Source organism: Paenibacillus tritici, from assembly GCF_018207515.1.
Classification (GTDB): domain Bacteria; phylum Bacillota; class Bacilli; order Paenibacillales; family Paenibacillaceae; genus Paenibacillus_AQ; species Paenibacillus_AQ tritici.
This window is the reverse complement of sequence record NZ_CP073365.1, coordinates 6095285-6117291: the sequence shown is the minus strand read 5'-3', so window position 1 is coordinate 6117291 and position 22007 is coordinate 6095285. Positions and strand designations below refer to the sequence as shown.

The following is a 22007-nucleotide window of genomic DNA, read 5'->3' as shown; positions in this document are numbered from 1 at the left end:
TCCCCATAAATCGACAGCCTTCTGTGCGGGAATGCGTTACTATTGATCTACATCGAAAGTTTCATATTCTGGGGCTGGATGACATCCAGCCTCTTTACTTCGTACACATTAATACACATTTACATAGAACCAAGGAGCTATAGCCATGAGAGAGAGAATGCTGTTCCTTTCCGCCCGGAGTCATTCCCCGGAAGATACGGAAGGATACATAAGAACAAAGAATTTTCTTGATATTTTGCTGGAGCGGTTTGATATTGATCTGCTGGAGTATAGCCACCTCCGCCGTGAGACACCGGTTCTGCGCAATCCTGCCCTCACGGTACATCAGGTGAAGCAGCCTGCGGCTGCCCGGAGAAGCCTGCTGTTCCGGCTCAAGAGACCCCGTTCCGAAGTAGCGGTAACCGGCAACGGCAAGTCGCTGCGGGCGGCTATCACCGAGATGTGCCGCCTGCATTCCTACAGCCATGTGTTTGTCGCGCACGGTATGCTCGGAAATATGGACCTGGTATCCTCACTGCTCCCCGAAGCGGTCATCGTCACCGATGTCCGCCGCTTCGGGGGCCGGCAGCCGCAGAGCCGCACGGCTGCCGGACATGGGATTAGCCGAGGCTACTATAAGCTGAATGCCGCACTAGTCCGCCGGGAAGTGCGGAGATTAATGACTAAGACCAGTCTGCTGCTGACCGCTACAGAAGGAGAGGCGTTGTCCTTCAAGGCCGTATCCTTTGCTGATGCGGGCAAGGTGCATGTGGTGCCTCCCTACATTGATCTGGATGAGCTGCCTTACTGTGCCAACGGGCATACATTCAAGGATAACTCCATCGTTCTTCACTGGGATATGGATTCCACTCACGGCAAGAATGCAGCCCTGCTGTTCTTCAGGAAGGTATACCCGCTTATCCAAGCGGAGGTGCCGGACTTCCGTTGCTATATTATCAGCGGGAAGGTGCATCCTGAGGTTGCGGCTGCGGCTCAGAAGGATTCTTCTATTGTAATTACCGGCACCGGTGAAGCTGAGCAGTCAGCCGGCTATATCCGCCGCGCCCGGGCTGTGGTTGTGTCATTATCCGAGGGCTGCGGCAGCCAGGTTAAGATTCTGGAAGCCTGGGCTCTCCGGACTCCGGTAGTCAGCAGCTTGAATGGCTCGGAAGAATTAATCTGTGAGCCGGGGCGGAATATACTGCTGGCAGGGACACCGGCTGCCTTCGCCGATCATCTGGTAAGGCTGTTGACAATGCCTGAGCTTGGCTCCATTATTGCGGATCAGGCCTACCGGACGCTAAGCGAGCATTATGCCGCAGACGGGGTCAAGGCGAAGGTGCTGAATCTGGTGTAACTATATTAAAATAGCATATCCCTCTCACCTCTTTCATATATTTCAGTATAGAAACTGAAGATAGCGAGGTGTGGGTATTGAATAACGGAAGAATGACGTTCCGGTTTGACGGGGACAAGGGCGGAAGACGGGCAGAAACGGCAGAACTCCGGGCCGTCCGGGAAACGGGCAGTGTCCGGGAGGACAAGGATACAGTCAAGATGCAGCGCGGGGAGTCCAGGAATTCCCCGTATTCGCGGACAGATGAATATATTGTGGATCTGAAGCAGGTGGAGCTTCCTGAAGAAGATTATGATACGGGGCAGTATTCCATTATCCAACCTGTCCCTGTAAGGAATCTATGGGACCCGGAAGAAGAACACTACCCGCTGTTAGAAGATCACCCTGAGGCAGCCGTGGACGGTTACGGCCAGTACGGTACGCACGGGAACCGCTATGGCGGCTCTTATCATACCCGCCGTCCCTCGTATTGGTGGAAGTTCGCCCTGTCCATTGCAGGCGCGCTTGGAACAGGGCTCCTGCTCGGATACGCCGCCCTGTCCTTCATAGGCGGTGGGACTGCGGGTACCGGGAAGGACACCGGCAATGCGGCGGTGAAGACAGGAATCGTGCAGGGCCAGAATGCCGTGAACGAAGATACGGGAACAGACATCACCGGCGTGCCTGCCCCGGAGACCGGGGCAGCGGTGACGGCGCAGCTTCCGGTTCAGGTGGCGGCAGCCAGCTATTATCTGCTGCAGTACGGCGTCTTCAGCACACCGGCAGGTGCGGAGCAGGCCCGGCAGGAGCTGCTGGCCGCAGGTCTTGCTGCTGGTCTTGACCCTGCAGACGGGAACCGGGTGTATGCCGGGGTGTCGCCTGACCGTGAACAGGCCAAGCTGCTCAGCAACAGCCTGAAGGCTCAGGGAATCGAGCTGTACGTGAGAGAGCTGGCCCTGCCTGCTGTCAACCGGGTCAGCTATACCGGAACGGCGGAAGCCGTGGACGGCTACTTCACAGTCAGCAGCCAGTTGTTAAGCGAGCTTAGCAGCTTGTCTGCTTCGCTGTTAAGCGGAGCTGCGGGCGGAACCGGCAATGCAGCGGTAAGCGATCTCCATATGCAGTGGACCCAGGCGGTGAAGGCGCTTGAGCCGGGACTGACCCCGGAAGGGCGGAGTGCCGCGACCGGGTTGGAGCAATCCATGAGCCGGGGAATAGCGGCGCTGAACGAGTACAGTAAGAGTAAGGCAGAGGGACTGCTCTGGGAAGTACAGGAGGCGATGATGAGCTTCCTGACCGGCCAAAGAAACCTGCTGTCCACCATGAGCTGACAGCTTGAGCAGAGTCCCCATAGAATCGTAAGAAATATCCCCCGCACCCGGCATTCTGCTGGCGGGGGATTGTTTGTTAGCGTGGTAAACATTTCCTGAATGGATTTAGCGTTTGTATTGAACCCCGTTTCACCGTATAATAATTAGGGTGTCAAAAAATGGCGAGGGAAGACTTGAATGAAGAAGAAAAATGTAGGAACACTGCTGTTATTTCTTATTCTGGGCTGGCTGGCCGGAGCCTGGATTGCCAAGCTGCTGGAACCTGTACAAGCTCTGTCTTTTCTTACAGCCTCGACTGTTCTTAAGTGGTCGCCGCAAGCCGATCTGGACATCATAACTTATGACATCACAATCCATTTGAAATTGTGCCTGCTCAGTCTCGCCGGGATCATTACAGCCGTATGGCTGTACCGCAGGCTGTAGCCTTAGCCGCCGGCATCAGGAAGGGACGTTTATTACAGTGGAGCATCACAACACGCGGCACATTATTCTGGCCTCGGGTTCACCGCGGCGGCGTGAGCTGCTTGCGTCGCTTGGCTTACCTTTTGAGGTGCTGGTCAGCGATGCTGATGAGAGTACGCCGCCGGAATGGACACCTGAAGCTATTGTGCGGAATCTGGCCTTACGCAAGGCAGAGGCAGTAATCCCATCAGCCGGAGACCGGATTGCCGTTATTGTCGGCAGCGACACGATTGTTGTAATTGACGGCATGGTGCTCGGCAAGCCGGTCGATGAGCAGGACAGCGCAAGGATGCTGAACCTGCTGCAGGGCCGGACACATCAGGTATATACCGGGGTGGCTTGCATCGGTCTCGCAGAGGGACGTACCCTGGTAGATCACAGGATGACCTCTGTAACTATGAGAGCAATGAGCGAAGATGAAATCTCCGCCTACATAGCGACCGGGGAGCCTGCCGACAAAGCCGGCTCTTATGCGATACAAGGACTGGGTGCCACCCTGGTGGAAGAGATTGCAGGCTGTTATTTTAACGTGGTCGGTCTGCCGTTGTCACTGCTTGGCAGCATGTTGTCCGGGTTGGGCATTTCGGTGCTGAACCGTTAGGGATAGCAGAGGAAAGAGGGTTAGGGATGGAGTCGCAAACATTTATGCTGCGTGACCTCCCCCATGAAGAACGACCACGAGAGCGCATGATGCACTATGGGGCGGAATCACTAAGTCAGGCGGAGCTGCTGGCTATTCTGCTGCGCACAGGTGCGCAGAGTGAATCAGCTATTCATATCGCCCAGCGGCTGCTGGGAATGACAGGCGGGCTCCGCGGACTGGCGGACCTGAGCATTGAAGAATTGACAACAATCAAAGGCATCGGCCCTGCCAAGGCCGTGCAACTGAAAGCAGGCATTGAGCTGGGAAGACGCATGGCGAATTCCCGGCTTACAGAACCGGTGATTATCCGCAGTCCCCAGGACGCAGCGGAGATCCTGACCGAGCAGTTACGTTACTTGCAGAAGGAACATTTCATTTGCCTGTTCCTGAATACGAAGAATCATGTTATTGCGCAGGAAACATTGTCCATGGGCAGCCTTAACGCCTCCATTGTGCATCCCCGCGAGGTGTTCCGGGCAGCCATGAAATGCAGCAGCGCAGCTATTATATGCGCACATAATCATCCGAGCGGTGATCCGACGCCCAGCCCTGAAGATATCTCCCTGACCTCCAGACTGATGCAGGCAGGCGAAATTGTCGGTATCGATGTACTGGATCATCTGGTCATCGGAGACGGCAGCTATGTAAGTTTGAAACAAAAAGGATACATGTAATACAATTGTCTAGATCCACAAGGAAAAGGAGCATACAAGATGTTAGGTGGTTTTACGAAAGATTTGGGAATTGACTTGGGGACAGCGAATACGCTCGTCTACGTGCGCGGTAAAGGAATAGTTGTGAGAGAGCCTTCCGTGGTAGCCATTAATACTGATACTAAGACGATCGAAGCAGTAGGGGAATCCGCCAAAAAGATGATCGGACGCACACCGGGCAACATTCGTGCCATCCGTCCGATGAAGGACGGGGTCATTGCCGATTTCGATACTACGGCAACCATGATTAAATATTTCATCCGCCAGGCACAGAAGCAGCGCTCGATGTTCCAGCGCCATCCGAATGTCATGGTCTGTGTGCCATCCGGAATTACGGCCGTGGAACAGCGTGCCGTTGAGGATGCAACGAAGCAGGCCGGAGCACGGGAAGCCTACATTATTGAAGAGCCTTTTGCTGCTGCCATTGGGGCAGATCTTCCGGTATGGGAGCCAACGGGAAGTATGGTTGTAGATATCGGCGGTGGAACGACCGAGGTAGCTGTAATCTCGCTCGGCGGTATTGTTACCAGCCGTTCCGTACGTGTGGCAGGCGATGATGCGGATGAATCGATCATCCAGTACATCAAGCGCCAGTATAACCTCATGATCGGGGAACGCACTTCCGAGCAGCTGAAGATGGATGTGGGTTCTGCCCTGCCGCTCGAGAAAGCAGAGACGATGGAAATCCGCGGACGCGACCTGGTAACCGGTCTGCCTAAGACGCTGACCATCACCTCTGATGAGATTTGTGAAGCGCTGGCAGATACCGTGAATGCGATTGTTGAAGCCGTGAAGGTAACGCTGGAGAAATGTCCGCCGGAGCTTGCAGCGGATATAATGGACCGCGGTATTGTGCTTACGGGCGGCGGCGCGCTTTTGCGTAACCTGGACAAGCTGCTGGCGCGCGAGACCGGAATGCCGGTGATCGTGGCCGAGAATCCGCTGGACTGTGTAGCAATCGGCACAGGCAAGGCGCTGGAGAATATTCACCTGTTCAAGAGCCGCAGTGGTTCGGGCCTCCGCTCCAAGCGCTAGGATTATTCTGACTTTGAACGTCTACCCCTGATGTGGGAGAAATACGGTTATTAGAGGGTGCTCGAGATTGTTTAAGCTGTTTAACAATAAACGTCTGTTTATATTGCTGATCACACTGGTTGCGTTTATCGTTCTGATGGGCTTCAGTCTGGGGCAAAGGAAAACCTTGTCCTGGCCGGAGAACTTCGTCAGGGATACGACCGGCTTCGTGCAGAAATTGTTCTACAAGCCCGCTGGATATATAGCGGGCTTGTTCGAAGATATCGGGAATCTGCATGATCTGGCTGAAGAGAACAAGCGGCTTAAGATTCTGGCTGCACAATATGCTCGGGATGCGGCGCAGTTAAATTTTATCAAGGCTGAGAATGAAGGTTATAAAAAAGATCTTAAGTTCACCAAGGCACAGGCAAATCTCTATAACTATGAGTATCATATTGCCAACGTGGTCAGTGTGACGACAGAGCCAAGCAACAATACGCTCGTCATTGACCTTGGTGCCAAGGATGGCATCAGGCTGAATATGTCGGTAACTTCCATTGATGGACTTGTTGGAGTCATAAGCAATGTGAGTAATTTCACCTCTACCGTGAAGCTGATGACGATGCTCGATATTTATGATCCCAACTCCCAGCCGCCGATAGCGGGAACGGTGTTTAACAAGGAAGACAAGACCTTTGGGATGATCGAGCGTTATGACCAGCAGACCGGAAGGCTGATCATGAACAAAATTCCTGTAGGAGATCCGATTGCCAAGGATGATATCATCATCTCTAAGGGTACCGGTGGTGTGTATCCGCGCGGGATGACCATCGGTACGGTTGAAGAGGTGAAAAAAGGGGAGTACGGGCTGACTTCCACTGCAATTATCAAGCCGGCGGCTGGATTCCAGGACTGGAAGGAACTCTTCGTTGTCTTTACGGAGGAGCGTGTAGAATAGTGAAGATGCGCAGGCCCGTCCTGATACTGCTGTTATTCCTTTTATTTATTCTTGAAGGCACCATTCTTCCCTGGCTGATTCCTGACGTCTGGGAGATGCGGATGATTCCTAATCTCGTATTCATCGTTATTCTTTTCGTAACGGTATATCATCACCGGCATACTGCACTTATTATGGGTTTATGCTTCGGGATGCTGCATGATGTGGTATTCTATGGCCGCATTCTGGGGGCGCATTCCTTCGCGATGGGTTTGTCCGCCTACCTGATTGGTCTGATCTTCCAGATTCCCCGTGCTCCGCTGCCGCTGATGATGACAGTGGTGCTGCTGGGCAGCCTGCTGGAGGATAGTATGCTTTTTGGCATATTCAAAGTTTTTAATCTGAGCCAGGAGCCGTACAACTGGGCGCTTTTGCATCATATGCTGCCTACTATGCTGTTTCATTTTGCTGCCGGCTTGCTCCTCTACATTCCGCTCCGGCGCCAGCTGGAGTTGCTTGGGAAAGAGACCCGCGATGAGGAAGCTGCGTAAGCCGCCGCTGCATTTTCCTCGCTTCCAAAGAAGGATTTTGCCCGGCCCGGCACGAATGAATGAGGATAGGGGGACAGGCATATGACAGTTAAATCCAAGCATGTAAGGATCAAGGGCATCAAGGATGGCCTGGTATTCCTGTTAGACGATAAGTGTCCCTTTGAAGATCTCTTAAGCGAGCTTCGCTATAAGCTGGAGCACAGCCATCAAAATATTCTGACCGGACCGATTGTGCATGTGGATATTAAGCTGGGCAACCGTGCTGTTACTGAAGAAGATAAAGAAGCGGTACTGGAGATTCTCAAGAGCCAGGGCAATCTGCTGATTCGTTCGGTTGAAGCTATCGAAGATCCTGAAGAGAAGGATACGGAAGCCTTGTTCATGATGAGCGGAATGCTCCGCTCCGGCCAGGTGCTGCATCATGAGGGCAATCTGCTGTTCCTCGGCGATGTGAATCCGGGAGGAACCATCACCTGTTCAGGGGATATCTATATTCTTGGAGCGCTCAAAGGGATGGCACACGCCGGAATCAACGGCAATCAAGAGGCGATTATTGCCGCTTCCCTGCTGTCACCTACCCAACTGCGGATTGCTGACATTATCAGCAGGCCTCCGGATGAGTGGGGGACCCGGGAGAGCAGTATGGAGTTTGCTTATCTGTCTGGCGGTGCTATGCAAATTGACAAAATTCATAATATAGTCAAATTACGTCAGGATTTAAATGTGTTTAAAGGGGTGTAGCCTCCATGGGAGAAGCGATTGTCGTAACCTCGGGCAAAGGCGGAGTTGGCAAAACAACCACAACAGCCAACATTGGGACCGCACTTGCATTGCAGGGCAAAAAAGTATGTCTCGTTGATACGGACATTGGACTGCGGAATCTGGATGTGGTCATGGGGCTGGAGAACCGGATTATTTATGACCTGGTCGATGTGGCGGAAGGCCGCTGCCGTCTGAATCAGGCGCTGGTCAAGGACAAGCGCTTTGATGAGCTGTACATGCTGCCCGCAGCACAGACCAAAGACAAGACCTCGGTTACACCGGAGCAGGTCAAGGATATTATCCTTGAGCTTAAGAAGGAGTACGAATACATTCTGATTGATTGTCCGGCCGGAATTGAGCACGGCTTCCGCAATGCGATTGCCGGTGCCGACAAGGCGATTGTGGTCACGACCCCGGAGCATGCTGCGGTGCGCGACGCGGACCGGATTATCGGCCTGCTGGAGCAGTCACATGTGGAATCCCCCAAGCTGGTGGTTAACCGGATCCGCCCGGGACTGGTGAAGTCCGGGGATATGCTGGATATCGAAGATATTCTGCAGGTGCTCAATATCGATCTGATCGGAATTGTGCCGGATGATGAACTGGTTATCAAGGCAGCGAACAACGGGGAGCCTACCGTTATGAACCCCGATTCTTCTGCAGCGATTGCTTACCGTAATATCGCCCGGCGTATTCTTGGCGATGCAGTGCCGCTGATGCAGCTTGACCAGAAGCCGGGAGCTTTTAAGAAGCTTAAGAAATTTTTTGGAATGGGCTGAATCCCGGCCAGGCACTTATATATGGCAATCTTCCGTCCGAAGCCCGCTGCTGAGAAATCTCCAGCGGGTTTTTTGTGTTCCCGGGAACTTCGTCAGGGCTTGTTCTAAAGCAGCTTCCGCCGTTCATAAAATGGAAGTAAAACAAGCCCGCCGGAGGGATCGATATGGAATACCCGAGAGAGATCAAGAACCGCCGTAAGAAACGCATACAGACGCTATTGGACGATCAGGCGGAGACCGGAGCAGGACCACAGCTGTTCCGGCTGCCGGACAGCCCTCCTTCATTCAGGGAATGGGGGACAGATGACAGGAATGAATTTGCTTCTTCCCCTGAGCCTGATCCCGAAGCCATGTGGAAGCGGCAACGTGCCAGGTGGGAGGATGACGACGGGGAAGGGCCGCGGCCGGGGTTTGGCGGAGGCCTTCTGCGGCGGACGGTAGCAAGTGTCCTTGTCTTTGGAGCGGTATGGGGCATCTTTGCAGTTCAGGAGCCATGGGCCGTGAAGTCGCAGTATTTCATTACGGACGTTCTCAGCCATGATATGGATTTCGCAGCTGTGCAGGTATGGTACGAGGAGCATTTCAACGGAGCACCTTCCTTCATTCCTATCTTCGGAGACGAGGAGGTACCGGCCGAGAAGGTATCAGCCCCTCATGAGCTTAGTGCGCCGCTTGCAGGAAGCGTTGTGCGTCCCTTCACTACAACCCTCAAGGGAATTGAGATTATCACGGCAGACGATTCAAGCCCCAGTGTCACGGTGAAAAGTGTAGATACGGGCCGGGTACTGTCTGTCTCCAAAGAAGTCCGGGGCGGCATCCGCATCACGGTACGCCACACGGGCGATATAACGGCAGAATACGGTCATTTGAGCGGGACCCGGCTGGCAGTGGATGATTGGGTGCAGAGCGGAGATGAGGTAGGCTGGATTCAGGGGACGGAGGATGCGCAGATCCCTTTGCTTTTTTTGGCGATTATGAAAGACAAGACTTATATTGATCCCGCTGAAGTGGTATCGTTTGATTAGGATCCTGGGTATTGAGCTGTCGCTGCATCCGCTCTTCGTGCTGATACTCATGTTCTCTGTACTCACCGGACAGTTCCTTGAACTGCTTACCTTATTCCTGATCGTATTCATCCATGAACTTGGACATGTCTGTGCGGCGCTGCTTACCGGAGTTACCGTCAAATCCGTTCAATTGCTGCCGTTCGGCGGTGTTGCGGTGATCGAAGACCATGGCCGGCTTACTGCCGGGCGTGAAATCGGAATTGCCCTGGCAGGGCCGCTGCAGAACGGGATTATGATTCTGATGGCGCTGGCCCTCAAGCAGGCAGAGTATGGAAGCATAGCTTATCTGGATTATTTCATTGGAGCCAATGCCATGATTGCGCTGTTCAATCTGCTGCCGGTACTTCCGCTGGACGGAGGCAAAATCCTTCAGGCAGCCCTTAGTCTGCTGCTCCCGTATTATTACACCCTGCTGTGGACCGGACGGGTCAGTATTGCCGCCAGCCTGCTGGTGATTGTCTTCGCACTGCTTCCGCTTGGGGCTGGCGGGGGACTCCGGCTCAACCTGCTGATGATCGGGGCATTTCTGCTCTATTCCAATTCCACGGACCAGCGCAACCTGCCCTACCGGTTTGTTGCTTTTTTGATGAACCGTGAAGTGATCTATGAGCGGTATCTGCTGGCAGAGAGCATTGCCCGTCCAATAGTTGCCTTCTCTGCGAAACCTTTGGACGATATAGTGCGTCTATTTAAACGTAACCATTATCATTATATCTATGTAATGAACAAGGACAGGAATATTGTAGCCGTTGTACCGGAGCAGCGTCTGATTGCTTCTTACTTCGGAATGTGAAGCTAGATTGATTCAAACCAGAGGTGAAGCCATGAAACAAATGATCGTTCACTGTACACAGCATATGACCCGGATGGCACTTCTGGAGAACGGGAGGCTGGTGGAATATGCGGCTGAACGCGATCAGCAGCAAGGCCTGGTCGGGAGTTATTATAAAGGTCGGGTAATGAATGTGCTGCCGGGAATGCAGGCGGCTTTTGTAGATATCGGACAGAAAAAGAATGCGTTCCTCTATGTAGATGATGTACTGCATCCCCATCTGGAGAAGCAGCCGGAGGTGAAGCCCTCCATTGAGACGCTGCTGCAGCCCGGTCAGGAGATTGTGGTCCAGGTGAGAAAAGAGCCGCGCGGCGGCAAGGGCGCCCGGGTAACCACGCATTATACACTCCCAGGACGCTGGATGGTGTACATGCCGTTTGCCGAATATGTCGGCGTATCCAAAAAAATCAGCCGTGAATCCGAACGCAGCCGGCTCAAAGGCATCGGCGAACGGCTGCGCCAGGGCGAAGAGGGACTGATTATGCGCACGGTCTCCGAGGACGAGCCGGTGGATGCGGTGGAGGGAGATCTGGCTTTCCTGCGTGCCCAATGGGAAGTAATCACCCGGCGCTCCAAGGAAGTGTCCGCACCGGCGCTGCTGCACTGTGACCTGAGCATCGTCCAGCGTTTCATCCGGGATGCCTTCAATCCGCAGCGCGATGAGCTGATGATTGATTCGGCCAAGGCGGTGAAGGAAGCGGAAGCGTTCCTGACGGACATGGCGCCTGAAGGGTACAAGCCGGTAGGATTCTACAGGGGGCAGGAGTCTATCTTCTCCGCTTACGGAGTGACGGAGCAGCTTCACAAGAGCTTTGGCCGCAAGGTCATTCTGGAAGGCGGGGCTACGCTGATCTGGGATGAGACCGAAGCGCTTACGGTCATCGACGTCAACACAGCGCAGTACACAGGTGGAACAAATCTTGAGGACACAGTAACGCGAACCAACCTGCTGGCTGCGGAGGAGATCGGGCGGCTGATCCGGCTTCGGGATACGGGCGGGATCATTATCGTGGATTTCATTGACATGGAACGGGGCGAACACCGCAAGCTGGTGACGGACAAGCTGGAGGGCATCATCAGCCGTGACCGGACCAAGACACATATTCTCGGCTGGACCCATCTCGGTCTGCTGGAGATGACCCGCAAGAAGGCAAGGCATGATTCTGCCGGGTTTGCCCCGGTGATCTGCCAGTGCTGCGGCGGTACAGGTAAGGTGGGGGCATGGCTGGAATAGGTTAGAGACGATACATCGAAGATAAACCTCCACTTTGTGGGGAGGGATTGACTTAGCCGTATAAGTATGATAATATCTTCAAGTATGTGTTTGGTTGTTCTGCCTGCACATGCTGTAACCGCTCCGATCGGGTAGATGAAGTGTAATTCCTCCGGGGGTTGCCACCTTGACTAGGCGAGTCTGAGACATGAGGAGGTGCAAGTACAATGTATGCAATTATCGAAACTGGCGGTAAACAATACAAAGTCCAAGAGGGCGATGTTTTGTTCATTGAGAAGCTGGAAGCTGAAGACGGCGCAAGCGTAACGTTTGACCGTGTCTTGGCTGTTTCTAACGAAGGTGGTTTGACTGCAGGAACTCCGCTGGTAAGCGGCGCGTCTGTAACAGCCAAAGTCGAGAAGCATGGTAAGGGTCATAAGGTTGTAGTTTACAAATACAAACCTAAGAAGAACTACCACAAGAAACAAGGCCATCGTCAACCGTACACCAAAGTAACTATCGAGAAGATTCAGGCGTAAGAAGGTGCGTTAATGATTAACGTGCGGATTACACGGGCTTCTGCTCAAGGTGTCATTGTCGGTTTTGCCGTCAAGGGGCATGCGGAATACGCCAGGAATGGCAGGGATATCGTCTGTGCGGGTGTTTCGACTGTTACGGTTGGAACCGTGAATGCGATTGAAACTCTGACCGGTGTGATTCTGGATACTTCGATGAAGGATGGATTCTTAAGCGGAACCTTGGTTCCCGTGAATGATCCTGAAGTCTCCGCCAAGGTACAGCTTCTGCTGGAATCCATGGTGCTAATGCTCAAGGATATTGCTAAATCCTACAGGAAATATATTCAGATACAGGAAGTCATCATTTGAAGAAGGAGGTTGACAACATGTTGAAATTGGATCTTCAATTATTCGCATCGAAAAAAGGTGTAGGTTCCACAAAGAACGGACGTGATTCCCACTCTAAACGTCTTGGCGTGAAACGTGCTGACGGTCAGGCAGTAACCGGCGGCAACATCTTGGTTCGTCAACGCGGAACAAAAATCCATCCGGGCACTAACGTGGGCATCGGTAAAGATGATACATTGTTCGCACTCGTGGACGGCGTAGTGAAGTTCGAACGTTGGGGACGCGACCGCAAAAAAGTGAGCGTGTATCCGGTTGATGTCGCTCCGGTAGCAGCGGCACTGGAAGCGTAAGCTTTCGGAACCTATTTAGATGAGAAGCCTCCGGCATGAGTGCCGGGGGCTTTTTTTGGAATTGTTTCGGGGTCCCCGCAAAGTACCTGAGTAAGCGTCGAAGCTTAAGCCCTCACTTTGTGGGGGGATTCTGGTGATTGCAGGGAAAGCCTGTGTTATACTGGGAAATGGTAAATATCAAGCTAGTTTAAGCAACGGTTACATTGGAATCAATTTTGCGAACCAAGGGACGGGGAGAAAGAATGAAATCCTGGAAAAGTATGGTCTGGGCAGTCATGTTATCCGCAGTGTTTCCTTTAGGTCTCGTGTATTGGCAACCCTCCCTTTTCACATGTTTGCTGCTCGGAATCTGGGTAGCGGCAGTGCTTGCATTCAGCTTTTTTTACAACCGGCGTCAATATGAAGAGGAACTGCGCATACAGGAGAAGACTCTGCAGCAGGCGGCAAACCGGACACTGAATCATCATCGTCATGATTGGATGAATGATCTGCAGGTGCTTTACGGATATATCCAGCTGGGCAAGCCTGATAAATCCGTACAATGTGTGGAAAGAATAAAGGAGCGTATCGCGCTGGACAGCCGTATTGCCAAATTGGGAGTGCCTTCACTGGTATTCTACCTGCAATCCTTCCGGACGTTCAGAAGTAATCTGGAGCTGGACATACAGGTGGAAGAAGGGCTGCAGCTGGAGGACAAGCTGAGTGCCGAGTCCGGTGCTGAGCTGACTTCAGTAATTATGCAGACGGTAAGGGCGTACCAGTACAGCGGAGTAACACCGCAAGGAGACACACGGAAGCTTGAGCTCAGCTTTTCACAGGAGGGTAGGGGCATTCTTATCTCTTTCAAAGGTGAGGGAGAGCAAGGCAATCCCGAGCTGCTTCAGGGGCAAATTTATAATATAGTACAAGGAAAAATCATGAAAGCGGAGCAGATTCAGCCGGCTAAGGGCTATATAGAACTGCGGTTACCGCTGGAGATGTAAGGAAGGTGAATCTTAATGTTCGTAGATAAAGCTAAGATTTATGTAAAAGGCGGAGACGGCGGAGATGGTCTCGTAGCGTTTCGCCGTGAGAAGTATGTACCGGATGGCGGTCCTGCCGGCGGGGATGGCGGCCGCGGGGGAGATGTGATCTTCCGCGTCGATGAAGGCCTGCGCACCCTGATGGATTTCCGGTATCAGCGCCACTTCAAGGCCGATAAGGGAATCAAGGGACGCAACAAGAGCCAGCACGGGGCAAACGCCGAGCATATGATCGTGCGGATTCCGCCTGGAACCGTGTTGATTGATGATGATACCCAGGAAATTCTTGCCGACATGACCCGTCATGGACAACAAGTGGTGGTGGCCCGTGGCGGCCGTGGCGGCCGGGGGAATACGCGGTTTGCGACGGCGAATAATACGGCGCCGGAGCTTGCCGAGAACGGCGAAGAAGGCCAGGAGCGTTATATCGTAATGGAACTGAAGGTCATGGCAGATGTAGGTCTGGTAGGATTCCCGAGTGTGGGTAAATCTACCTTGCTGTCGGTAGTATCTGCTGCCCAGCCGAAGATCGGAGCGTACCACTTCACAACCATTACCCCGAATCTGGGTGTAGTTGATGTCGGAGACGGCCGCAGCTTTGTGATGGCGGATTTACCCGGACTGATTGAAGGCGCGAGTGAAGGTGTGGGCCTGGGACATGAGTTCCTGCGCCATGTTGAACGCACGCGTATCATCATTCATGTCGTGGATATGTCCGGCTCGGAAGGCCGCGATCCTTTTGAAGACTGGGTACTGATTAACGATGAGCTGAAGCAGTACAATGCAGCGCTCATTGACCGTCCGCAGATCGTGGCGGCGAACAAGATGGATATGCCTGATTCCGAGGAGAACCTGGCTGCCTTCCGTGAGCGTGTGGCAGAACTCCGTCCGGACCTTGAGATTATGCCGATCTCTTCACTGACCCGTCAGGGAGTTCAGGAGCTGCTCTACCGTGCTACGGATATTCTTGACAGTATTCCTGTGGCTCCGGTGGTTGAAGAAGTGGCTGGCAAAGAGCGCAAGGTGTATAAGCTAGAAGAGGAAGAGGATAACTCATTCACGATTACCCGTGACAACGAGGCCTTTGTAGTCAACAGTCCCCGGATTGAGCGGATGATTAAGAGGATGCAGCTAAGCACACATGATGCCATTCTTAGGCTGGCCCGTACCCTGCGTCATATGGGTGTGGATGCCGAGCTTCGCAAGCGCGGGGCAGTAGAAGGAACGATCGTGCGGATTGCTGATTTTGAATTCGAATTTGTTGAAAACAGCAGTTACTATTAACAGATCCATGATGCCGGCTGTATCTTCCGTGAGGAGGATGCGGCCGTTTTTTTGTGAAATATAAGAATTTATATGTTGCACACGATAACTTATCCTTCTATTTCTCGCTGAAACGGTACCGTCCTTTAAAAGGACGGCAAAGCCGTTTCCACTTGAGGTATAATGTAAAGACTTCTTTATCTATGTGGATTAATTTACTACAATCATAAGAGGGTCTGGTTAAGGGAGCGTCTGCCGCAGACGAAATTCTCCCCGGGCGAATCTAAAAGGGTGTAATCTGCGTATATCATACATACCTGCCAAGAAAGAGGGAATGGACAGATGGCAATTATTGAAGTAGTCAAATATGATGGGCCTGCAGGCGTCTTCGCCTGGAAGTACCCCAATCAGGAGCTGGGGACCTGGACGCAACTGATCGTCAATGAATCCCAGGAAGCGATTCTGTTCAAGGGCGGAGAGGCGCTGGACTCCTTTACCGCCGGACGCCATACCTTAAGCACAGCCAATATACCGATTTTGTCGAATGTGGTGAATCTGCCGTTCGGCGGGAAGTCTCCTTTCACTGCAGAAATATGGTTTGTGAACAAGCTGAACTCTATGAACGTCAAGTGGGGAACAAGCGCCCCGTTGCAGCTGCAGGACCCCAAATACAAGCTTATGGTTGCAGTCCGGGCCTTCGGGCAGTTCGGAGTTAGAATTGTAGAACCCCGCAAATTCCTGCTGAAGCTGGTAGGGACGCTGCCGGTCTTTGATCAGGATACTATGGTGAGTTATTTCCGCGGCCTGCTGATGTCCAATATCAATGAACTGATTTCTTCTTATCTGGTGCACAAAAAAATCAGCATTCTGGAGATCAATGCCTACGTAGTTGAAATCTCAAAGCATATTCAGGGACGCCTGGCCTCCTCGTTCCTGGACAGCGGAATTGAACTGAATAACTTCTATATTGACTCCATCAATATTCCGGATGAGGATCCGGCGACCCAGCGCTTGAAGGAAGCACTGGCCAAAAAGGCGGAAATGGACATTATCGGCTTCACCTACCAGCAGGAACGCAGCTTCGATACGCTGGAGGAGGCTGCAGGCAATCCGGGGAATATAGGTGCAGCAATGATGAACACGGGTCTGGGTCTAGGCATGGGCCTCGGTCTGGCCGGACCTGCCTCTGAAGTAGTGTCCCGGATGACCCGGAGTGTGTCGCTGGACGGCAGCACTGGAAGCAGCGCTGGCAACAGTACGGCGTCCGGTACACCCGCTAAGTCCTGCCCGGGCTGCGGGACGATTAATCCGGCAGACGCACGCTTCTGTACCGATTGCGGACACAACCTTCAACCGGCCCCCGCGGCGGAGGATAAGGAATGCCATAGCTGTGGCAAATCGGTCATCCCGGGTGCCAGATTCTGCCCGCATTGCGGGGAGAGCCTGATTCTCAAATGCGCCGGCTGCGGGCATGAGCTGAAGCCCGGACAGAAATTCTGTGCGGAGTGCGGCACCAGAGCGGCTAACGGGTGAGCGGGATGCAGAAGCAGAGGTCTTATACAGGTCTTATTACCGTTATCTATATTGCTGCCCTGACCGTTACCCTGGGTTCGTTCTTCATGTTCGGGTTCTCGGAATCGCTGATGCGCTTCGTCGTGACCCTGCTTGCTGTATGTATTGCTGAGACGGCAGTTTACGGGTACAGCCTGGTATGGCTGCGCCGCGCTCCAGAGGCCAGCCGGACTTCACCGCTGTTCTTAAGCGGAGCCTTGATCATGGCTCTGTATGTGGCTGCGGTGCTTGCCTCAGCTATCGTGCTTGACTGGCTGCTGGAACTGCACCCGCTCTGGTATGCGGGAGAGCAGCTGCTTGTCCTGATTGCCGCTGCGCTCTTACTTGCAGCAACAGGGGGATATGGCTGGAATGCCGCATCCGGGGAGCGGAAGGCGGCCGAAGCCTCGCGGAGCCTGCGCACTCACCGGCAGGAACTGCATGAGATCAGAGTACTCGCCGGGACCTGGAAGCATCCGGAGGCAGGCAGGCTGGTTGAACTGGTAGAGGGACTGGAGGAGAAGTTCCGCTATAGCGATCCGGTGTCAAGACCGGGACTGTTTGCAACCGAAGATATCATCAAGCAGCAGATATCCCTGCTTCATGACCATGTGGCTCTGCTGCTTGTGCTGAAGGAGCTGCCGGTCCGCTGGGATACTGAGACACAAGAATTGACGGAGAGTATCGCAGGCACGCTCCAGCGGCGTAATCTGGAGCTGTCAGCGCTTAAATAGGAGGAGAATATACAGCAATGGGGATAGTGAATGAGCTGGGGGGACTGTTGCCGGGCAGGGAAGGACAGCCGTCTGATGGTCTCCCTAAGTATGAACGGACCACCTTTGATTATGTGATTATCGGTATCGGATATCTTTTTATGCCCTTAGGACTTGTGCTTGCCCTGGTGCGGATGCTCGGAACCCATTACAAAAATTACCGCAAGCCCGTTAATTACAGTCTGTTGTTTCATGTTTTTGTGGGAGGCTTCCTGCAAATGATGGGTTTCATCGTCATTTCCATCTTCAGCGAGGAAGGAATTGACGTCACAGTTTTGATTACCTTGTTAATTCTCTTTAGCGTAGTTCTGCTTCTGCCTGCATCAGCATTTGCCAGAAGTGCAGCCAAGGCCAGATTCCGTTGCTCGCAGCTCGCCAATCAATATGTAGCCTTGATCACTGCGGGCAGAGTCCGTTATATCGGCAATTTGGCTGACCGTACCGGGCAGAGCGAAGGAGATGTGAACAGAGACCTGCTGTACCTCCAAAAGTATGGAGTGCTGGACTCCGGGCTCCTCTTCCCTGAGGGAGCAGATCCGGAGCCTCAAGCCCCGGCGGGACAAGCTGCTTCGTCGCCCTTTTCACCGCCTGGGGGCCAGCCGCTATATCAGCAGCCGAGGCCGCAGCAGCTTCCCAAATCTGTCCGTTGTCCGGGCTGCGGCGCACAGAATACAGTCGCTCCAGATCAGTCCAAGAGCTGTGACTACTGCGGTACCACCCTTGCGTACGGCTGATTCGGGCATTGGCAGTTTGATTTTACAGATGAAGGCTGTTCCTCCTAACTATAGAAGGGCAGTCTTTTCTCTTATGAGCCACAAGAAAAGTTGTTGCAATAAAAGCCCTTGATCCCGTATAATGTCCACTATGTACATACAAAAGTCTTTGGGGTGAGGACGTTCGTGAAAGAACGCTATTATTTGGTCCGGGAGGACATATTGCCCGATGCGGTGCTGAAGACCATGCAGGTTAAGCAGCTCTTAGAAGCAGGAGATGCCAAAACAGTACACGAGGGCGTGGAACAGGTCGGTCTTAGCCGCAGTGCTTTTTATAAATACAAAGATGGGATACACTTGATTCATCAGCTGGAGCGCGAACGTATCGTTACGATCTCGATTGATCTGGAGCACGAGTCAGGCATGCTCTCCAAGGTGCTGGGTTCCGTAGCTGTTCATGGGGCTAACGTGCTGACGATCCATCAGAGCATTCCGCTTCAGGGGCGGGCCAATGTGGTGATCTCCGTCGAGATTTCCCGTCTGAATGAAGAATTGGGCGATTTGCTGGACAGTCTTAAGGCAATCCCCGGTGTGAAGCGTGCGTTAATTATTGGTCAGGGGTGAGAATACGAATGAAGCCGGTCAAAGTAGGTTTGCTGGGTCTGGGTACAGTGGGTACGGGCGTTGTCCGTATTGTTGAAGGGAATCAGGAGGATTTGAGCAGCCAGGTGGGATCGCCGATACTTATTGAACGTATTGCCGTGAAGAATACGGAGAAGCCGCGTGATATCGAGGTGGACCCGTCGAAGATTACCGATGATCCATGGGCAGTTATCCGTGACCCGGAGATTGATGTCATTGTCGAAGTGATGGGCGGTATTGCGGGAACGAAGGAGTACATTCTTGAAGCGCTGGAGCGCGGCAAGCATATCGTAACCGCCAATAAGGATCTCATGGCCCTGCACGGCTCAGAGATTCTGGCCAAAGCGCAGGAGAAGCAGTGTGATGTATTTTATGAGGCGAGTGTGGCTGGGGGCATTCCCATTATCCGCACACTGATCGAAGGCTTTTCCTCGGATAAGATCATGAAGATTATGGGAATCGTCAACGGGACCACCAACTACATACTCAGCAAAATGAGTCAGGAAGGCGCGTCTTATTCCGATGTACTGCGGGAAGCACAGGAGCTGGGGTACGCCGAGTCTGACCCTACCTCCGATGTGGAGGGGCTGGATGCTGCCCGCAAGATGGCTATACTGGGCACCCTCGGTTTCCGGACCAACGTGGAGCTGAGCGATGTCAGTGTGAGCGGCATCTCCGGCGTCAGCAAGGAGGATATTGCTTTTGCCAAACGCCTGGGGTATGAGATGAAGCTGCTGGGTATTGCCGAACGTCAGGATGAGGAATTCAGCATCAGTGTGCAGCCTACGATGATCCGTACGAGCCACCCGATTGCCTCGGTGAACGGGGTGTTTAATGCGGTATATGTATATGGCGAAGCGGTGGGGGAGACTATGTTCTACGGTGCGGGAGCAGGGGCAATGCCTACGGCAACCTCGATTGTGGCTGACCTTGTGGCTGTGATCAAGAATCTGAAGCTGGGCGTCAATGGGCTTAAGCAGATCATTCCGTACAAGCAGAAGAAGCTGAAGAGTGATGAAGATATTTATTACAAGAACTTCCTGCTGCTCCATGTGGATGACAAGGCCGGTGTGCTGGCGAAGATCACCCAGGTGTTTGCCGAATATGACGTCAGCCTGGACTCTGTTGTGCAGCAAGCCAACGCGAATAACCCGGATGCTGAGATTATAATTGTTACGCATAATGCCAGCAAAGCCAGTATGAACAAGGTCATGCGGCATTTGGAGCAACTGAATGTCATTCACCGTATCAAAAGCCATTATCGTGTAGAAGGCTGAGTATCGCAGACCTCCCTTGAAATATGGCGGCTGCGCGCAAATATAATGAAGGAGATTTACCCGCCATGAGTATTTACGGAAGGTCTAGAGTGAAAGTCCCTGCCAGTACCGCCAATCTCGGTCCGGGCTTTGATACACTGGGCATGGCTCTATCGCTGTATGCCTGGATTGAAATGGAGGAAGCAGCTGAAACGGTGTTTCATCTGTATGGAGATGAGATGACAGGGGTTCCCCGGGACAAAAGCAATCTGCTCTACAAGGTTGCCCAAATGGTATTTGCTGAAGCCGGGGTCACGGTTCCTGAGCTGTCCATCTCTATGTATTCTGAAATCCCACTAGCCCGGGGGCTGGGGAGCAGTGCGTCGGCCATTATTGGCGCATTGGCTGCGGCAAATGCTATGATTGGTTCACCGCTTGGATCTGCGAAGCTGTTTGATATGGCTACAGCGATCGAGAAGCACCCCGATAACGTCGGAGCTTCCCTGTTCGGGGGGATTATTACGGCCGTGTGGGATGGAGAGCACGCGGATTATATCCGGATTGAGCCTCCGCAGGAGCTTGAAGTGCTTGTGGTTATCCCGGAATTTGAGCTGGAGACTGTCAAAGCAAGAGGCGTTCTGCCTGCCGAGGTCAGTGTCAGCGATGCTGTTCATAATATCAGCCGCACCTCGCTGCTAACCGCTGCGTTAGCCGCCGGGCGGCTCGACCTCATTGGGGCAGCGATGCAGGACCGGCTGCATCAGCCATACCGCGCTCCGCTGGTGCCTGGTATGGAGAAGCTGCTGGCAGAAGCGCCGGGCCATGGGGCGCTGGGCATCGCGCTTAGCGGTGCAGGTCCGACCGTGTTATGTATGGTGGACCGCAGAGAGCTGCGGAAGCAGGAGCTGGAGCTGTTTCTGACAGAGACAATGCGGGAGAACGGGATCTCAGCCCGCACCCTGTGGCTGTCTCCCTGCACCACAGGGGTCACTGCAGAGCTGCTTGAAAGAAACGGGATGCAAAACGGATCATTTTTGGATATGATAAAAGGAGAATTACAGTCATGAAATCAATAGCGGTATTGCCTCAGGGCTCGGTCTCGCATGAAGCGCTGCTGCATTTATTTGGAGGTAACCCTGTTCAACTGGAGCATCATAAGCTCATATCCGATGTCTTTCTGTCCACGGCTGGCGGAGTCACCGATTACAGTGTCATTCCGATTGAGAATACGATAGAAGGCTCGGTCAGCCTGCATATCGACTGGCTCATTAATGAAGTGAACCTGCCGATGCAGGCGGAGTGGATTTTCCCGTCGATACAGAATCTGATCAGCTGTCCGCAGGAATTCACGAACGAGAATGGGGACAAGGATTATACGAAGATTGTCAAGATTCTGTCCCATCCGGTGGCGATGGCACAGTGCACTCAGTTTATTCGTAAGGCTGTACCGTGGGCTGAATTGGAATCTGTAGGCAGCACCTCCGAAGCAGTGGAGATTGTGAAGAGTAATCCCGGCAAGGGCTGGGCCGCCATAGGGACCTCGCTTGGGGCCGCAACGCACGGGCTGGAGGTTGTGGAACGCCAGATTACAGACCATAACAACAATTACACGCGGTTTGTGCTGGTTGGCCCGCAGAAGCTGGAGCTTCCGCAGAAGAGCAGCGGAGATAAGACGAGCATTCTTGTCACACTGCCCGAGGATTTTCCTGGTGCGCTGCATCAGGTACTGGCTGCTTTTTCCTGGCGCAAGTTGAACTTGTCCCGTATTGAATCACGACCCACGAAGAAGAAACTGGGTACTTATTATTTCTACATTGATGTGCTGGAGCCGATAGAATCGGTACTGCTTCCAGGGGCGATTGAAGAGATCAAAGCCTTGGGCTGTCAGGTACGGATTCTGGGGTCCTATCCCACATACACCTATGAGGAAGAGAAAGCGGAGGTGCAGTAAG

Annotated in this window: 25 protein-coding genes and 1 other annotated feature; all 25 genes read left to right on the top strand. The window is 53.1% G+C overall.

Annotation, left to right across the window (positions count from 1 at the left end):
* The first annotated feature begins 145 nt into the window (after window positions 1–145).
* Window positions 146–1336 (top strand): glycosyltransferase, encoded by a 1191-nt coding sequence (locus tag KDC22_RS26250; protein ID WP_211720872.1) that lies wholly within the window; start codon window positions 146–148, stop codon window positions 1334–1336.
* A 77-nt stretch (window positions 1337–1413) separates the two neighbouring features.
* Window positions 1414–2646, top strand: coding sequence for an SPOR domain-containing protein (locus tag KDC22_RS26245; protein ID WP_211720871.1), 1233 nt, complete (start codon window positions 1414–1416; stop codon window positions 2644–2646).
* A gap of 177 nt (window positions 2647–2823) precedes the next feature.
* Window positions 2824–3069: a DUF4321 domain-containing protein gene (locus KDC22_RS26240; protein WP_036698966.1), complete on the top strand. Its 246-nt coding sequence runs from the start codon at window positions 2824–2826 to the stop codon at window positions 3067–3069.
* A gap of 37 nt (window positions 3070–3106) precedes the next feature.
* A complete protein-coding gene (locus KDC22_RS26235) occupies window positions 3107–3709 on the top strand; it encodes a Maf family protein (protein WP_211720870.1) in 603 nt (200 codons plus the stop codon).
* 26 nt (window positions 3710–3735) lie between these two features.
* Entirely contained in the window at window positions 3736–4425 is a 690-nt protein-coding gene (radC, locus tag KDC22_RS26230) for a RadC family protein (RefSeq protein ID WP_173132454.1), read from the top strand.
* A 39-nt stretch (window positions 4426–4464) separates the two neighbouring features.
* Entirely contained in the window at window positions 4465–5499 is a 1035-nt protein-coding gene (locus tag KDC22_RS26225; protein WP_173132458.1) for a rod shape-determining protein, read from the top strand.
* A 67-nt stretch (window positions 5500–5566) separates the two neighbouring features.
* Entirely contained in the window at window positions 5567–6436 is an 870-nt protein-coding gene (gene mreC / locus KDC22_RS26220; protein WP_173132461.1) for a rod shape-determining protein MreC, read from the top strand.
* Entirely contained in the window at window positions 6436–6966 is a 531-nt protein-coding gene (gene mreD / locus KDC22_RS26215; RefSeq protein ID WP_173132464.1) for a rod shape-determining protein MreD, read from the top strand. Before mreC ends, mreD begins: the two co-directional genes overlap by 1 nt.
* Before the next feature lie 81 nt (window positions 6967–7047).
* Entirely contained in the window at window positions 7048–7707 is a 660-nt protein-coding gene (gene minC, locus KDC22_RS26210) for a septum site-determining protein MinC (protein WP_173132467.1), read from the top strand.
* A gap of 5 nt (window positions 7708–7712) precedes the next feature.
* On the top strand, window positions 7713–8507 hold the full coding sequence (gene minD, locus KDC22_RS26205) for a septum site-determining protein MinD (RefSeq protein WP_211720869.1): 795 nt from the start codon (window positions 7713–7715) through the stop codon (window positions 8505–8507).
* A gap of 164 nt (window positions 8508–8671) precedes the next feature.
* A complete protein-coding gene (locus KDC22_RS26200; RefSeq protein WP_211720868.1) occupies window positions 8672–9532 on the top strand; it encodes a M23 family metallopeptidase in 861 nt (286 codons plus the stop codon).
* Window positions 9525–10367, top strand: a complete 843-nt coding sequence (locus KDC22_RS26195) for a site-2 protease family protein (RefSeq protein WP_173132476.1) — start codon at window positions 9525–9527, stop codon at window positions 10365–10367. The genes KDC22_RS26200 and KDC22_RS26195 overlap by 8 nt, the downstream gene beginning before the upstream one ends.
* 31 nt (window positions 10368–10398) lie before the next feature.
* Window positions 10399–11640, top strand: coding sequence for an Rne/Rng family ribonuclease (locus KDC22_RS26190; protein WP_173132480.1), 1242 nt, complete (start codon window positions 10399–10401; stop codon window positions 11638–11640).
* A 106-nt stretch (window positions 11641–11746) separates the two neighbouring features.
* Window positions 11747–11832, top strand: a sequence feature (ribosomal protein L21 leader region).
* A 14-nt stretch (window positions 11833–11846) separates the two neighbouring features.
* On the top strand, window positions 11847–12158 hold the full coding sequence (gene rplU / locus KDC22_RS26185) for a 50S ribosomal protein L21 (protein ID WP_036698983.1): 312 nt from the start codon (window positions 11847–11849) through the stop codon (window positions 12156–12158).
* Window positions 12159–12170: 12 nt separating this feature from the next.
* On the top strand, window positions 12171–12506 hold the full coding sequence (locus tag KDC22_RS26180) for a ribosomal-processing cysteine protease Prp (protein WP_173132483.1): 336 nt from the start codon (window positions 12171–12173) through the stop codon (window positions 12504–12506).
* 17 nt (window positions 12507–12523) lie between these two features.
* The gene (gene rpmA / locus KDC22_RS26175) at window positions 12524–12835 is read left to right on the top strand and encodes a 50S ribosomal protein L27 (RefSeq protein WP_020429282.1); all 312 of its coding nucleotides are present in this window, start codon (window positions 12524–12526) and stop codon (window positions 12833–12835) included.
* A gap of 242 nt (window positions 12836–13077) precedes the next feature.
* The gene (locus KDC22_RS26170; protein ID WP_211720867.1) at window positions 13078–13818 is read left to right on the top strand and encodes a Spo0B domain-containing protein; all 741 of its coding nucleotides are present in this window, start codon (window positions 13078–13080) and stop codon (window positions 13816–13818) included.
* Between the two features lie 15 nt (window positions 13819–13833).
* Window positions 13834–15141, top strand: a complete 1308-nt coding sequence (gene obgE / locus KDC22_RS26165) for a GTPase ObgE (RefSeq protein ID WP_173132489.1) — start codon at window positions 13834–13836, stop codon at window positions 15139–15141.
* 321 nt (window positions 15142–15462) lie between these two features.
* The gene (locus tag KDC22_RS26160; RefSeq protein ID WP_211720866.1) at window positions 15463–16653 is read left to right on the top strand and encodes an SPFH domain-containing protein; all 1191 of its coding nucleotides are present in this window, start codon (window positions 15463–15465) and stop codon (window positions 16651–16653) included.
* Window positions 16654–16658: 5 nt separating this feature from the next.
* Complete coding sequence (locus KDC22_RS26155; protein ID WP_211720865.1) at window positions 16659–17405, top strand: hypothetical protein; 747 nt, start codon at window positions 16659–16661, stop codon at window positions 17403–17405.
* Between the two features lie 17 nt (window positions 17406–17422).
* Window positions 17423–18178 carry a zinc ribbon domain-containing protein gene (locus KDC22_RS26150; RefSeq protein WP_211720864.1) on the top strand — a complete coding sequence of 252 codons (756 nt, stop codon included), beginning with the start codon at window positions 17423–17425 and terminating at the stop codon, window positions 18176–18178.
* 165 nt (window positions 18179–18343) lie between these two features.
* Entirely contained in the window at window positions 18344–18781 is a 438-nt protein-coding gene (locus KDC22_RS26145) for an ACT domain-containing protein (protein WP_173132501.1), read from the top strand.
* Between the two features lie 8 nt (window positions 18782–18789).
* Window positions 18790–20076: a homoserine dehydrogenase gene (locus KDC22_RS26140; protein ID WP_173132504.1), complete on the top strand. Its 1287-nt coding sequence runs from the start codon at window positions 18790–18792 to the stop codon at window positions 20074–20076.
* 65 nt (window positions 20077–20141) lie between these two features.
* Complete coding sequence (thrB, locus tag KDC22_RS26135; protein ID WP_211720863.1) at window positions 20142–21122, top strand: homoserine kinase; 981 nt, start codon at window positions 20142–20144, stop codon at window positions 21120–21122.
* The gene (gene pheA, locus KDC22_RS26130; protein ID WP_211720862.1) at window positions 21119–22006 is read left to right on the top strand and encodes a prephenate dehydratase; all 888 of its coding nucleotides are present in this window, start codon (window positions 21119–21121) and stop codon (window positions 22004–22006) included. The genes thrB and pheA overlap by 4 nt, the downstream gene beginning before the upstream one ends.
* The last annotated feature ends 1 nt before the right edge of the window (window position 22007 follow it).

What these genes read in the sequence shown, in the direction of transcription:
- KDC22_RS26250 (WP_211720872.1), top strand. Translation starts at nt 146, where the DNA reads ATGAGAGAGAGAATGCTGTTCCTTTCCGCCCGGAGTCATTCCCCGGAA.
- KDC22_RS26240 (WP_036698966.1), top strand. Translation starts at nt 2,824, where the DNA reads ATGAAGAAGAAAAATGTAGGAACACTGCTGTTATTTCTTATTCTGGGC.
- radC (WP_173132454.1), top strand. Translation starts at nt 3,736, where the DNA reads ATGGAGTCGCAAACATTTATGCTGCGTGACCTCCCCCATGAAGAACGA.
- KDC22_RS26225 (WP_173132458.1), top strand. Translation starts at nt 4,465, where the DNA reads ATGTTAGGTGGTTTTACGAAAGATTTGGGAATTGACTTGGGGACAGCG.
- minC (WP_173132467.1), top strand. Translation starts at nt 7,048, where the DNA reads ATGACAGTTAAATCCAAGCATGTAAGGATCAAGGGCATCAAGGATGGC.
- minD (WP_211720869.1), top strand. Translation starts at nt 7,713, where the DNA reads ATGGGAGAAGCGATTGTCGTAACCTCGGGCAAAGGCGGAGTTGGCAAA.
- KDC22_RS26200 (WP_211720868.1), top strand. Translation starts at nt 8,672, where the DNA reads ATGGAATACCCGAGAGAGATCAAGAACCGCCGTAAGAAACGCATACAG.
- KDC22_RS26190 (WP_173132480.1), top strand. Translation starts at nt 10,399, where the DNA reads ATGAAACAAATGATCGTTCACTGTACACAGCATATGACCCGGATGGCA.
- rplU (WP_036698983.1), top strand. Translation starts at nt 11,847, where the DNA reads ATGTATGCAATTATCGAAACTGGCGGTAAACAATACAAAGTCCAAGAG.
- KDC22_RS26180 (WP_173132483.1), top strand. Translation starts at nt 12,171, where the DNA reads ATGATTAACGTGCGGATTACACGGGCTTCTGCTCAAGGTGTCATTGTC.
- rpmA (WP_020429282.1), top strand. Translation starts at nt 12,524, where the DNA reads ATGTTGAAATTGGATCTTCAATTATTCGCATCGAAAAAAGGTGTAGGT.
- KDC22_RS26170 (WP_211720867.1), top strand. Translation starts at nt 13,078, where the DNA reads ATGAAATCCTGGAAAAGTATGGTCTGGGCAGTCATGTTATCCGCAGTG.
- obgE (WP_173132489.1), top strand. Translation starts at nt 13,834, where the DNA reads ATGTTCGTAGATAAAGCTAAGATTTATGTAAAAGGCGGAGACGGCGGA.
- KDC22_RS26160 (WP_211720866.1), top strand. Translation starts at nt 15,463, where the DNA reads ATGGCAATTATTGAAGTAGTCAAATATGATGGGCCTGCAGGCGTCTTC.
- KDC22_RS26155 (WP_211720865.1), top strand. Translation starts at nt 16,659, where the DNA reads ATGCAGAAGCAGAGGTCTTATACAGGTCTTATTACCGTTATCTATATT.
- KDC22_RS26150 (WP_211720864.1), top strand. Translation starts at nt 17,423, where the DNA reads ATGGGGATAGTGAATGAGCTGGGGGGACTGTTGCCGGGCAGGGAAGGA.
- KDC22_RS26140 (WP_173132504.1), top strand. Translation starts at nt 18,790, where the DNA reads ATGAAGCCGGTCAAAGTAGGTTTGCTGGGTCTGGGTACAGTGGGTACG.
- thrB (WP_211720863.1), top strand. Translation starts at nt 20,142, where the DNA reads ATGAGTATTTACGGAAGGTCTAGAGTGAAAGTCCCTGCCAGTACCGCC.
- pheA (WP_211720862.1), top strand. Translation starts at nt 21,119, where the DNA reads ATGAAATCAATAGCGGTATTGCCTCAGGGCTCGGTCTCGCATGAAGCG.